Origin of the sequence: Maricaulis sp. W15, from assembly GCF_001924955.1 — a bacterium.
In the GTDB taxonomy this organism is placed as follows: domain Bacteria; phylum Pseudomonadota; class Alphaproteobacteria; order Caulobacterales; family Maricaulaceae; genus Maricaulis; species Maricaulis maris.
This window is the reverse complement of record NZ_LQXG01000001.1, coordinates 493,490-506,281: the sequence shown is the minus strand read 5'-3', so window position 1 is coordinate 506,281 and position 12,792 is coordinate 493,490. Positions and strand designations below refer to the sequence as shown.

Below are 12,792 nucleotides of genomic sequence, written 5' to 3'. Positions count from 1 at the left end.
CCCCCCGGCGCTGACGCGCCGCCTCCTACGTCCGCCGGCGCAAAGCGACGGGTCGACGGGGGCCGAGCGGAGCGAGGGGCGGATGGTGGCGCACGGAAAACACACGACAGGTCCTTCCCCTCGATGGGGAAGGTGGCCCGAAGGGCCGGAAGGGGTGAAACGCGCAGCGTTCCGGCACCGACCGCCCCGCACCCACTCCGTCTGGCCGCTACGCGCCCAGCCACCTCGCCCATCAAGGGCGAGGACCTCACGCGCCCCGGCGCAGACCGAGCCATAACCCCCTTGCCAGCCAAAGGGGCCTCAGGGGATGAGCGGGGTCAAGGGTGAAACCGCGAAGCGAGTGGTCACTGTGGGATAATGGTTGGGACCAGCGTCACAGCCCACCTTCTCCCCAACCGGGGAGAAGGTGCCCGAAGGGCGGATGAGGGGCACGCGGCGACAGCCGCGCCAGACATGACCTTCCCTGGCCGCAACGCGGCCGCCCCTCACCTGAATCCTCTCCCCGGTCGGGGAGAGGCGGTGCACCTGGCGCGGAGGGCAGCAGGAAAGTCTTGCCGGCAAGGCGGCGCTTCAGCGGGTTTGATCGAGGTTGAAACCCGAGGCGGCAAACATTTGCAGCAATCGTCCGACTTCCGTCGCCGCGAGCGTTGTCGACATGTCCGGCGCGAGGTCGCGGATCATTTGCTGGAAGGTGAGGATGCGGATCGGGTTGCCACCGAGCGCGGCACGAAAGCCGGGATGGGTTTCCCACGGTTCGGCAGGGCCTCTCAGCTTGGCGATGGCGGTGACGTAGGTGAACTCGCGGCGCCCCGTCTTTTCCTCGACCGCAGCGATGAACGCCTCCGACCATTTCGGCACGGTCAGCTCCCGAAACGCCTTCCACGCCTTTCGCCCGCGCAGGGTCTTGTCGCCCTCGATGGCCGCGATCTCACTGGCCGGGCTGAAGCCCTGCTGCCAGCTCTTGCAACTGACCGCAACGACCTGCTCCGGGCCGCACCTGGCCGGATGGAAGCCCAGCACATCGATATCAGAGTGATTGCTGTCCTGATTGGACACGAAATCCGGATGATCCCGCCGTGGCAGGAATTTCACATTGTGCTGTACGAAATAGCCCTGGTGGATGAGGTATTCCTCAACGACCTGTTCGAGAATGTCTTCCTTGGTCGCCATCAAGTCCCCACCTTGTCAGCCGACGCGCCCCCGGCGCGGACAGAGCCATAAAACCCTTGCCAGCAAGGGGCCGTATTGAAGTCCCGCGGTCAAGGGTGACAACCGCAAAGCGGCGGCTCCGCCGCCCTTGACCGCGGGACTTCAATACGGCGGGGTCGAGGTGTGGGGTTTATGGGGAATACGGAGCGCGTTTCATGTTACCAACGCGCTCTCCAGCCAAACATCGCTAGCAAACCATTCATCGATTGCTCGCTCAAGCACTGGCCGGTAGGTGCCGCCATCCGCAAACACCATTGCGCTGGTTATCTCAACTTTCTCAAGGAGCCAACGCAATGGTTCAATTTCAGAAATTGGCAATAGGTGCTTAATTAGAGGTGAAAAAGTCGGCTTATCGCCATAAGCGGGACTAGGTGCAACCTCATTGCACTCAGCCATCCGCGTGTAAACTCGTTCGAAATCATACCTTTGTTCGTTTTGAGCATCCCAAGAATGAATGCCACTCCCTTGCACAGCCTGATAAATTTTTCCAAAAGGCGAGTAGGCCGTCACGGTGAAAACCCCTCGCTGTGAACGCATGTTGGCATTCCCCGAATTGTTCGGGGAAATTAGATAGATGCCCACATCAAACGACCTGGGCCGTTTAATACCTTGCGCTATCGCTTCGAAAGGCTCCCAACAAGCTGTCGACTGTCGATTTGCCCAATTCGCGAATTTTGGATCAAACTCCCAAATGGCGAGGTGGGTTGGCAGAACTTCTGCCTTCGAAAAATCTTTAGAAGCTGCAAAAAACATTGCACTCAATGGACTACATGACCAATCGAGAAGCCTAGTTTCGATGCCTCGGTGCTGCATTTTGGCCAATAGAGGCCACTCGGTAGGATCAGTCTCCATCCCGGCGAACGTGGATACCCTAGGAAACCCTTGAATCGAAGCAACTCCTGGAACACCACACAGTTTATCGTGCAGCGCATCGTCGAGCATCGGCAGCTCACCGCCCGCCCCGTGCACCGCCTGATAAAAGAGCGCCATCAGGAATTGCTGATAACACGCCAATTGCTTTGCGAACACGTCAACGGCATCGTGAAAATTGGGTAGACTTGCCTGATCCTTCAGACGGAGTCGCGAAACCACATCTGGGCGTGCAATTGTGGGCACCAGCTTATAGTTTGCATCTGGAACTCCACGAAAAACCGACCCCGGTTTACCTTCGAATACTAGGGCTTCGAACATTTCTCTCGCCGTTTCGTACGGCCGTTCGACTACAGAATCGTCAACCAAAGGCTCGCCCTCCCCAACCTGCCACTAAAGCTATTCTGCCGGCTCCCGCGCTGAGGACCATGGACCTCTGGTCCGTGTCCCGGGAAAATGCCCTGGAGCCGGACGGCATGAGACGCGGGGTCTGGATGGGACACGTACCGAAGGTACATGTCCCTCCTGGTGCTAGTCGATGGGTTCGCGGACCGTCCCATCCTCACTCAGATAAATCTCCCCACCCAACGCCTTGAACTCCTCGGCCTTGGCCTGCATGCCCTCTTCGGCCTCCACAGCATTCGGCGCCCGCGCGCTCCCAAACCGGTCCCGAATTTCCCGTGTAATCTCCATCGAGCAGAATTTCGGCCCGCACATGGAGCAGAAATGGGCGACCTTGTGGGCTTCCTTGGGGAGGGTCTTGTCGTGGAAATCCCTGGCGGTTTCCGGGTCGAGGGCGAGGTTGAACTGGTCTTCCCAGCGGAATTCGAACCTGGCGCGTGACAGGGCATCGTCGCGGATCTTGGCGGCGGGGTGGCCCTTCGCGAGGTCACCCGCATGGGCGGCGATTTTATAGGTAATCACGCCGACCTTGACGTCATCGCGGTCGGGCAGGCCCAGATGTTCCTTGGGCGTGACATAGCAGAGCATGGCACAGCCGAACCAGCCGATCATGGCGGCGCCGATGCCGCTGGTGATGTGGTCATAGCCGGGCGCGATATCGGTGGTGAGCGGGCCGAGCGTATAGAAGGGCGCCTCGTGGCACTCCTTCAATTGCTTGTCCATATTGGCCTTGATCTTGTGCATGGCGACATGGCCCGGCCCCTCGATCATGACCTGGCAGCCTTTGTCCCAAGCTATTTTGGTGAGCTCGCCCAGGGTTTCCAGCTCGGCAAATTGGGCGCGGTCATTGGCATCGGCGATGGAGCCGGGGCGCAGGCCGTCGCCCAGCGAGAAGCTCACATCATAGGCCCGCATGATGTCGCAGATCTCCTCGAAATGGGTGTAGAGGAAGCTCTCCTCGTGATGGGCCAGGCACCATTTCGCCATGATCGAGCCGCCGCGCGAGACGATGCCGGTGACCCGGTCGGCGGTGAGCGGCACATAGGCCAGGCGCACGCCGGCATGGATGGTGAAATAGTCGACGCCCTGCTCGGCCTGCTCGATCAGCGTGTCGCGGAAAACCTCCCAGGTGAGGTCCTCGGCAATGCCATTCACCTTCTCCAGCGCCTGGTAGATCGGCACGGTGCCGATCGGGACGGGGGAGTTGCGCAGGATCCATTCGCGGGTGTTGTGGATATTTTTGCCGGTGGAGAGGTCCATGACCGTGTCGCCGCCCCAGCGGATTGACCAGACCATCTTGTCGACCTCTTCCTCGACCGAGGACGCCACCGCGCTATTGCCGATATTGGCATTGATCTTGGTCAGGAAATTGCGGCCGATGATCATCGGCTCGAGTTCGGGATGGTTGATATTGGCCGGGATGATGGCGCGGCCGCGGGCGATCTCGTCGCGGACAAATTCCGGCGTGACATGTTCCGGAATCTCGGCGCCAAAACTCTCGCCATCGGCAAGACGTTCGGCAGCGCCCTCGACCGCCGTCTTGCGACCCAAATTCTCGCGCTCGGCGACATAGACCATTTCCGGCGTGATGATGCCGGCGCGGGCGAATTCATACTGGGTGACCGGCTGGCCGTCATTGCCCTTCAGGGGGGCGTGCGTGGCCGGGAATTCGCGGGCGAGATATTTGCCGGTGGCGCCGCCATTATCGAGCGGCGAGAGCGGCCGGCCCTCATATTCGGTCAGCTGGCGATCCTTGTACCAGGCGAGGCGGTGACGCGGCAGGCCGGTCTCGACATCAATTTTCGCGTCCGGGTCCGAATAGGGGCCGGAGGTGTCATAGACCCGCACCGGCGGCTCATTGGCGGTCGGGTGAAGATCGATCTCGCGATGCGGCACTTTCAGCGCCGGCGCCGCCTTGGGCGAGGTATAAACCCGGCGCGACCCCGGCAGCGGCCCGGTGGTGACTTTCGGCGTTTCAAACTCGGACTGGTGGGTGGGCTTGTTCATGAGGGAGCTCCCTTGAGCGGTGCGACCAGGGTCGACGTGATCAGTTTTTCAACGGACGGGCCGTCGGCAATGGCGGTGAATTGGATGAAGGCGTCTTCCGTCATGCCGTAGAGCGAGAGGTCATGAACCTCGCCATTCGGCTCCAAACGGGCGGCGGCCAGGCCTTGGGCGTAGAGGCTGAAGCGGGCATCCGGCCCGTCGATCCGGGTCACGCGGCGATCCGTGACAATGAAGACCGGCGGCTCGGTGGCAAGATCAGCCGGGCGCGGCTTGGCGTGCACAAAACCCAGCAGGGTGAACAGGAAAAACAGCACCAGCCCGCCGCCGAGCGTATTGCGCAGCCATGGCGGCGCGACGAGATGACCGAGATAGAAGACGACCATCGCGGCGAGCGCCAGTCCGACCAGCCAGGCGACATGCACCATCCGGCGATGGTGCCAGGATTTCGGGGCCTTCTCGGCTTTGGTAAAATCAGGCTCACCGCGCCAGAGCAGGGCCTCGCCCTCGACCAGTTCGATCTCACTCATGCCCATGCACCCCGCGCTCCTCACCGGCCTGCGTGAAGAAATCCTCATCGCTCTGCGCGATCCAGACGGGATGGGCATTGCCCAGATGGATGCCGGTGACATGGTCGGCATTGAGGCGGTCGCGCGTGGTGTCGCCGCCCCACTCGCCGATCAGCCAGTAGGGCGGAAAGGCGTATTGGCTGCGGCGGGCGTCGAAATGGTCGCTGTGGGTGTCGTAAATCGCGCTATCGGTGGTGGCATCGCCCATATGCATAACGGTCGCCTCGCCATTGAGCGTGACGCGGTGGGCCATGTTCTGGATGCCCGCCCGGCCCGCTCCGCCGGCATGGGGGATGTGCACGGTCTCGACGCGGATGGCGTCTTCGACACCGTCGGCAGCCAGGACGAGTCCCTGCGGGCTGGCGATGAAGGGCAGCGCGTGGATGCGCGCCTCGAAGGCCGCGTCCCAGCCGTCCGCCGCCTGCATGTCGAGCCGGGCCTGCCAGGGGCCGACGAGGATCACATCGGGACGGGCGGCGAGATAGGCATTGACGGCTTCCGCGTCGAAATGATCGCCATGGACATGGCTGACAAAGACCGCATCGACCCCGTCAAAGGGCGGCGTGCCGGCCATGATCGCGGCGCGCACATCGGGCGCTACCAGCGGATAGCCATAGGAGACGCTGAACAGCGGGTCGAACAGGATGCGCGTCTCGCCGGCGGTGACCAGGATCGCTTCATTGGCGAGGAAATGCGCGGTCGCCGGATCGTCTTCGGACGGGTGGGCGAAGGCGGGCATGGCCGTGGCCAGGGCGAGCGTGAGACCGGTGGCTGCCATTTGAAGGCGTTTGGTCTTCATTCTATAAACCCCAGTTCGCGTTGCAGTTTCTTGGTCAGACCGGAGGCCACCAGCCGATGGCTTTCGGCGAGATAGGCTTCCAGCGCCGCGTCGTCGAGCGTGCTGTCGTCATAGCATTGCAGCCACAACATGCCGCGCGAGGCGAGATAGGGGGCGGGGCGCACGCCCGGCTCGTCCTTGTACATCTCGAACGTCATGGCCGAGCATTTGAAACTGGCGGCGAAGCTGTCGCTATTCTTGTTCCAGCCGCCGACGGCGAAAATCTTGCCGCCCACCTTCCACACTTCGGCGCCGCCCCATTGCACCACATGCGTGGTGTGAGGCAGTGATCCGCAAAACGTATTGAAGCTTTCGACGTCCATTCCCCGCTCCATCCCGACGCCGGCATGACCCGGATCCGGTCCTAAGGGTGAAGTCTCAGCCCGGACGCAACATGCGCGGGCACCCCTTGGAACTCATGCGCGCAGGGTGGACGGGACGCGGTGATTTGGCAAGCGGAGCGCGTCAGCGGCCCTGTTCAGCTGCGGTTCAAATGCGATTGTCTTGAGTGCGTCATGGAGGAGACCGTCATGATTGCACCGACCTTGTTCACACTGGCACTGGTCGCCGCCGCGCCGGAGACTGCGAGCGGCCCGCGGCCCGGCCTCTATGTCGAGCGCACCGCCGATGGCTCACCCGCCTGCCTTGACGACGACGCCAACCGGTTCGACCTGCATCTGGCGCCGAACGGCGAACCCCCGCATGCGCGCTCACGCAATGTCGGCAATCTGGGTATCCGGATCAGCGACGTGTCGGGCCGCTTCATCCTGCGGGCCTCGTCCAACCCTTGGCTGTTTGGCGGCGGCACGGCCTTCACCGTCGGGGTCGAGCGTGATGGCGTCCTCGACTCGCAATTGACCGGAGAGCTGGTGGTCGAGCTGGCCGCCGGGCAAGGCGGCGATCTGCGCCTTGTCACCGGGCGTTACGACCCGGCCGGTCGTCGCGGCAATGGACGGCCGGGCGAAGTCCGCGTCTTTGCCGAAGCCGGCGCCGACGCGGACGGGCGGGCACTGCGGCCCTTCAGTTACTGCCCGGATTGATCGATGCGGGCATAGGTGTCGTCGCCCCAAACAAGTCGTGCCAGTGCACCTGTCTCATCGCGTTCGAAGTCAAACTGGTCAAACTCGTCAAACGGATCCGACAGGGCTGCGAAACGGTCCGGCCTGGCCGGTTCAAGCTCTTCACGACGATCGCCCCAGTGCATCACCAGCTGATCACCATCGATCCGTATGTCGAGATCGAGATAGGGCTCGCCCGTCGACCAGGTGCCGGTATAGGCCGCAAGCGTTTCAGCATCCGGAGACCACGTCCACCCGCCCCAACGCTCTTCCGCCCGGACTTCGGCCAGATTGCCGGTGCGGTAGTCGAGATAGCGCTCGACGCGTTGCGGATACTGTTCGATGCGGATCTGACGCATGCGCGCCGCCGTCTCGTGCTCGGTGAGGAACTGGAAATACATGTTGATCGTGCGGCTGGTCAGCCAGCCGGTCATGTTGTCGGAGTTCGAGAAGGCCGCGATGCCAACACCAAGATCGGGCGCGAAGGCCATTTGCGTGCGGATACCGGTATAACCACCGCCATGGACGTAGAAATCATGGCCTTCAAAATCGCAGATATTCCAGCCCAGCGTGTATTGTGAACAGGGCAGTTCGGCCGCGTTGCGGCGATCCTCCTGATGGGTGGCGACCTGGCCGGTCTGGGCGGCGGCCACCATCTCCGCCGTGATGCCGGAACCGTCAGGCCCCTCACCGCGCAACTGAAGCTGCAGCCAGCTGGCCATGTCATCAACCGAGGTCACCAGGCCACCGGCCGATTGCATCATGCCGTCGGTCTTGGGGGCAATGTCGTACCAGCCCGCCTCCTCGCCCATCCAGTAATGGCCCCAGGACAAATCGTCGATGTTGAAATCGGAGGTCCGGGCCGAAGTGCGGTCCATGCCCAGCGGGTCGATCACATAGAGGTCGAGCCAGTCCTGCCACGAGCGACCGGTCGCGGTCGCGAGGATGGCGCCGTAGATGTTGTAGCCGAGATTGCTGTACTGGAAGCCGGTTTCGCGGGCCTCGGAATGTTCGGCGATCAGGCGCGGATAATCGGCCGGGTCGAGATAGCCGACATAGGCTTCGATCGTGGTGATGAAGCCGTTCTCGATCGGCACCTGGTGGGTGATGAGATCACGCAGCGTCCAGTCCGCCGCATCCATCCCGTCGGGCAATTGCAGGTTCGGCCAGTAATCGGTCAGATGGCTGTCCAGCGGCAAAATGCCTTCTGCGTCGAGCCGAGCTGCCAGAAGGCCCATATAGGCCTTGGTCTGCGAGGCGATATAGATCGGCGTATCGGGCGTCATCAGCGCCCCGGTCGAAGCGCGTCGCTCGCCCTGCACCCGCCGCATCAGCACCTCGTCCGCCGTCACCACCACGACGGCATACCCGGGCCCCAGATCGGGGAATTGATCGAGGAATTCATCCAGACTGGCGACCGCCCCTTCCGGCGTTTCCGCAGAGGCGCCGACGGTGGTCGCCAACGCGGCGACCGTGGCAAGGCACAGGGCTTTCAACATGCAATCTCTCCTGTCAGGGCCACGCAAGGTGACCGGGTTTCGCGAGCAGGTTAGGGACCGGGACCGCTGCGGTCTTGAACGCATGTAACCGACCGCCGGGCGTATTGTGTGACCGGATCATGCGGCCATGAGAGTCCGGATCCGGTGCGGGGTGAGCCCGGTCTGGCGCCGGGCAGCCCGCGTAAAATGCGGTTGGTCGGCAAAGCCGCCCGCCTGGGCCGCATCGACCAGGCTGGCCCCTTGCATCAGGCCGGACATCGCCCGTCCCAGCTTGCAATGGAGGCGGTAGAGGCTGGGCGCCATGCCGTAATGCCGGGCAAAGCTGCGCGACAGGTGGACCCGGTGCACGCCGGCATTCTCGGCCAGCTGCGCCAGATCCGGATCGTCTACCGCGTCGCGCAATTGCTCCCGCACTCGAGCCAACCAGGGGGCCGGCGGCCGGGCCGACCGGCATGGCGTGATCCGGGGCGGCGCCGTGATGCGAGCTGCAAGGTCGGGCAAGGCCAGCCCCGCAGAGATTTTGCCGTCGGACAGGGCCAGCGCAATCCGGATGATCTCTCCCGGCATGTCCTCGCCGGACGCCGCCCACACCCAGTCGTCGAGCCCCGGCAAGTCGGCACAGAAAGGCGATCCGGGCTGAAGGTTGAGCGCCAGGACCAGGGCTCCGTCGGGCCCGTAGAGATTGGCATGGCGGCAACCGGCGGGTTTGACGCCGCGGCTGACGCGGAGCAGGTCGTGCTCGCGCCCGGCGCTGGTCTCGCGCATGTCACCGCTGATCAGCCATGACACCTGATGGTCCGCATGGACATGATCGGCCATCGACTGGCCCGGCTGGTACCAGGTAAGCCGGATGTCGAGACCGGGCGCTGTTGCCAAGATTTTCTGCCGTTTCATCATCATTCCCGTCACCCAGGCTACCGAGGGTTAGTGCATGGATGCACGCGGCGATGTGATTGGATGATGACGTCGCTGTAAGGTCGGCTTTCGCGCTAGTTCAGGGCCACCCGCCGCGAATGGCACGCCTCGTAGAGGCCGAGGAAGGCTGTCGCGTCGGCATTGCCGCGCCGACTGGCATCGGTGAGATAGGCACGGGCCCGGTAAGGATCATCCGTGCCGCGGCCGTCCGACAGCATCAGCCCGGCCAGCAAAGCCGCCAGATCGCCCTGATGCTCATCTGAAATTCGCGCCATGGCCCGCTCCGCCCGGGCGCCCTGCCCCGGCCAGCGCGCCGTCGCCAGGGTCAGCTGGGCCAGGGTGCGCGTATCGCCGGCCTGCATCAGCGCACCGCCCCAGTAAAAGGCCGCAGCCTGCACCGGCACCTGGCGTTGCCTCGCCATCGCCTCGAGCTGTTCGTCCATGCCGGCGCTGACGCCCTGCAGATAGCTGTCGCGATGCTGACCATAGCGCTGACAGTCCGCAGACCGGGCCGATTGCGCCGCTGCGTCACTCATCCCGATCAGCGCCGCGCCCAGGCCCCAGCCCAGCGCCACCGTCCACACAAGAATTGTCCGATTTCGGACCATTTTTCCCTCCCAGATTGAAATCTGGCAGGAATGTGGCGCCCGGCCTTTTAACTTCGCCCCAATATCAACGCCCAGTATTTCAATAATTTCAATATATTAACCCTAATACCCCGGATCGCCATGAGCGGATCGGATTTTGCATGGATCTGCCCCAGAACAAGGATACGGGCATGCGACATTTCCTGTTTCGCGACGGTCACGGCCGTCTCGACGAAAAGGCCAACAACTTCACGGCAATGCGGATCCTGTTCGCGCTGATTGTCCTGTACGGCCACGCCCTGATGATCCCGCTCGGCCTGCCCTTTGAAGGTGCCTGGGCCACCTCGGTCGACTTCATCGTGCAGTGTGCGCTCGACGGGTTTTTCATCCTGTCCGGTTACATGATCACCGCCAGCGCCATGAAATCACGCGATATCGGACGGTATGCCGGCGCCCGCTTCTTCCGCATTTTCCCGGGCCTGATCGCCACGGTGCTGCTGCTCTGGCTGATTGTCGGTCCGCTCTTCACCAGCCTGCCGGCCGGAGAATACTGGAGCCAGTCACAGACTTGGCTCTTCCCGATCAAGCTGATCAGCCAGGTCGATCCGATGGCCGGCCTGCCCGGCGTCTTCGAAGCCTCGCCCATGGGCGAAAACATGAATGGCCCGCTCTGGACCATCCGCTATGAGCTGATGGCCTATCTCGGTGTCGGCGTACTGATGGTGTTCGGCCTCTATCGCAAAAATGCCCAGGTCCTTGTCTGGACTGCCCTCACCCTCGTTTTCGGCATGCTGGTCGAGAGTTTCGGCTATCGCGGCATCGGCGAGGAGACGATCGGCACGCTGGCCCGCTTTGCCCCGGCCTTCATGATCGGCGCGGCTTTCCATGCCGGCCGCAAATATCTGCGCCTGACCCCGGCCTTTGCCGGCCTCGCCATCCTGGCTGCAATCCTGACCCAGCACCTGCCGATCGGCTGGATGATGCTCGATATCGCGCTCGCCGCCAGTTATCTCCTGCTCGGCTATGCCCGCATTCCCGGTCAGACCGGAGAGCGGGTCCGCAATGTCGAGGATGTGTCCTACGGCATTTACATCCTGCACTGGCCGATCGGCATGATGGCCTTCGCCCTGCTACCCGGCCTGAGCACCACAATGCTCGCCCTGATCATGCTGCCGCTGGCCGTGCTGGCCGGCTGGATGCTGCGGGTCGCGGTCGAAAAACCGGCACTGGCGCTGCGCGCCCGGTTGAGCCGACGGGCGGCGCCTGCCACCGCTGCCGAAACCGCCGCTGCCTAGCTCCGAAAGGGGTCCTGCATCAGGATCACGTCCTCGCGTTCCGGCGAGGTCGAGACCAGGGCGATCGGGCATTCGATCAGCTCTTCCAGGCGGCGGACATATTTGACCGCCTCGGCCGGCAGATCGGCCCAGGAGCGGGCCCCTGCGGTGGAACCTTCCCAGCCCTGCAGTTCTTCATAGACCGGCGTCACACCGGCCTGGGCTTCCTTGCCGGCGGGCAGATGGTCGAGGCGTTCGCCATTGAGCTCATAGGCGACGCAGACCTTGATCGTCTTGAAACCGTCGAGCACATCCAGCTTGGTCAGGGCGACACCGTGCACGCCGCCGACCTGCAGGGTCTGGCGGGTGATGACCGCATCGAACCAGCCACAGCGACGCTTGCGTCCGGTGACCACACCGAATTCATGGCCACGCTCGCCCAGTGATTGGCCATCGGCATCGAACAATTCGGTCGGGAACGGCCCCTCGCCAACGCGGGTCATATAGGCCTTGGCAATGCCCAGCACATAACCGACATCGCGCGGACCGACGCCGGTCCCGGCCGAGGCCTGTCCGGAGACGGTGTTGGAGGAGGTGACGAAGGGATAGGTGCCATGGTCAACGTCGAGCAGGGCGCCCTGCGCCCCTTCGAACAGGACTTTCTGGTCCGACTTGATGGCGTCTTTCAGCACCCGCCAGACCGGCGCCGCATAGGGCAGGATTTTCGGCGCGATCTCGGTCAGCTCGGCGACCAGCTGGTCGGCACTGTATTCCTCATGGCCCAGGCCACGGCGCAAGGCGTTGTGGTGATGCAGGATATCCTTGACCCGCGCCTTCAGCGCCGCCGGATCAGCGAGGTCGATGACGCGGACGGCGCGGCGACCGACCTTGTCCTCATAGGCCGGACCGATGCCGCGGCGCGTCGTGCCGATCGGCTCGCCATCATCGCGGTTTTCACGCAGGGCATCGAGTTCGCGGTGGATCGGCAGGATCAGGGTCGCGGTCTCGGAAATCTTGACCACGTCCGGCGTGATCACCACGCCCTGCTCGGCGATGCGATCAACCTCGGCGACAAAGGCCCAGGGATCGACAACCACGCCATTGCCGATCACCGACAGCTTGCCGCGCACGACACCGGACGGCAGCAAAGAGAGCTTGTAGACATTCTCGCCAACAACGAGGGTGTGACCGGCATTGTGACCGCCCTGGAAACGGGCCACCACATCGGCGCGGTGCGACAGCCAGTCGACCAGCTTGCCCTTGCCCTCATCGCCCCACTGGGCACCCACCACGGTAACATTGGCCATGAAGATCTCCGCTTCTGTCATGTCGTGACCGCGGCCGGTCGATCTGTCCGCAACTGCCTGCGGAAGACGTCCGCCGACGGATCAAAGCCAGAGCGGGCCGCGTCGGGCGAGCCTTAAAACAGAACCGCCATCCTCACAAGTGAGGCGTTACCGCTTTCCACGTGCGCCGGGCCGCCCAACTGATTGGCCCCGATACTGCAGCCCTCCGGCATGACGATGCAGATCGTTGCGGAATGGAACACCACGAGTTGGAGTCGCCC

At 63.3% G+C, this 12,792-nt stretch carries 12 protein-coding genes and 1 riboswitch; of the genes, 2 read left to right on the top strand and 10 right to left on the bottom strand.

The genetic code is table 11. The features are described 5' to 3' along the window. Positions 1 to 570: 570 nt before the first annotated feature. From AWH62_RS02375 to AWH62_RS02350, 6 genes are all read right to left on the bottom strand, one after another. Positions 571 to 1,170, bottom strand: a complete 600-nt coding sequence (locus tag AWH62_RS02375; RefSeq protein ID WP_075188836.1) for a hypothetical protein — start codon at positions 1,168 to 1,170, stop codon at positions 571 to 573. Positions 1,171 to 1,362: 192 nt separating this feature from the next. Beyond that, positions 1,363 to 2,400, bottom strand: a complete 1,038-nt coding sequence (locus tag AWH62_RS02370; protein ID WP_143742876.1) for an FRG domain-containing protein — start codon at positions 2,398 to 2,400, stop codon at positions 1,363 to 1,365. A gap of 210 nt (positions 2,401 to 2,610) precedes the next feature. Beyond that, positions 2,611 to 4,488 carry a phosphomethylpyrimidine synthase ThiC gene (thiC, locus tag AWH62_RS02365; protein WP_075188834.1) on the bottom strand — a complete coding sequence of 626 codons (1,878 nt, stop codon included), beginning with the start codon at positions 4,486 to 4,488 and terminating at the stop codon, positions 2,611 to 2,613. Further along, entirely contained in the window at positions 4,485 to 5,015 is a 531-nt protein-coding gene (locus AWH62_RS02360) for a hypothetical protein (RefSeq protein WP_143742875.1), read from the bottom strand. Before AWH62_RS02360 ends, thiC begins: the two co-directional genes overlap by 4 nt. Beyond that, the gene (locus AWH62_RS02355) at positions 5,008 to 5,853 is read right to left on the bottom strand and encodes an MBL fold metallo-hydrolase (protein WP_075188832.1); all 846 of its coding nucleotides are present in this window, start codon (positions 5,851 to 5,853) and stop codon (positions 5,008 to 5,010) included. The genes AWH62_RS02360 and AWH62_RS02355 overlap by 8 nt, the downstream gene beginning before the upstream one ends. Then, positions 5,850 to 6,215, bottom strand: coding sequence for an MmcQ/YjbR family DNA-binding protein (locus tag AWH62_RS02350; protein ID WP_075188831.1), 366 nt, complete (start codon positions 6,213 to 6,215; stop codon positions 5,850 to 5,852). Before AWH62_RS02350 ends, AWH62_RS02355 begins: the two co-directional genes overlap by 4 nt. After that, positions 6,210 to 6,312, bottom strand: a riboswitch (TPP riboswitch). It overlaps the preceding gene by 6 nt. 110 nt (positions 6,313 to 6,422) lie before the next feature. On the opposite strand from AWH62_RS02350, the gene AWH62_RS02345 reads away from it, so the two are divergent. Next, positions 6,423 to 6,932 (top strand): hypothetical protein, encoded by a 510-nt coding sequence (locus AWH62_RS02345; protein ID WP_143742874.1) that lies wholly within the window; start codon positions 6,423 to 6,425, stop codon positions 6,930 to 6,932. Here the strand turns inward: AWH62_RS02345 and AWH62_RS02340 are convergent. The 3 genes from AWH62_RS02340 to AWH62_RS02330 form a co-directional block, all read right to left on the bottom strand. Beyond that, the gene (locus tag AWH62_RS02340; RefSeq protein ID WP_075188829.1) at positions 6,917 to 8,449 is read right to left on the bottom strand and encodes a serine hydrolase; all 1,533 of its coding nucleotides are present in this window, start codon (positions 8,447 to 8,449) and stop codon (positions 6,917 to 6,919) included. The genes AWH62_RS02345 and AWH62_RS02340 overlap by 16 nt on opposite strands. Positions 8,450 to 8,566: 117 nt before the next feature. After that, complete coding sequence (locus tag AWH62_RS02335) at positions 8,567 to 9,349, bottom strand: helix-turn-helix transcriptional regulator (RefSeq protein WP_083634922.1); 783 nt, start codon at positions 9,347 to 9,349, stop codon at positions 8,567 to 8,569. 89 nt (positions 9,350 to 9,438) lie between these two features. After that, positions 9,439 to 9,972 (bottom strand): hypothetical protein, encoded by a 534-nt coding sequence (locus AWH62_RS02330; protein WP_143742873.1) that lies wholly within the window; start codon positions 9,970 to 9,972, stop codon positions 9,439 to 9,441. A gap of 140 nt (positions 9,973 to 10,112) precedes the next feature. Here AWH62_RS02330 and AWH62_RS02325 point away from each other — a divergent pair, with 140 nt between their 5' ends. Beyond that, positions 10,113 to 11,246, top strand: a complete 1,134-nt coding sequence (locus AWH62_RS02325) for an acyltransferase (protein WP_075188826.1) — start codon at positions 10,113 to 10,115, stop codon at positions 11,244 to 11,246. On the opposite strand, the gene AWH62_RS02320 is transcribed toward AWH62_RS02325, so the two are convergent. Beyond that, positions 11,243 to 12,532: an adenylosuccinate synthase gene (locus tag AWH62_RS02320; protein ID WP_075188976.1), complete on the bottom strand. Its 1,290-nt coding sequence runs from the start codon at positions 12,530 to 12,532 to the stop codon at positions 11,243 to 11,245. The genes AWH62_RS02325 and AWH62_RS02320 overlap by 4 nt on opposite strands. Positions 12,533 to 12,792: the final 260 nt, after the last annotated feature.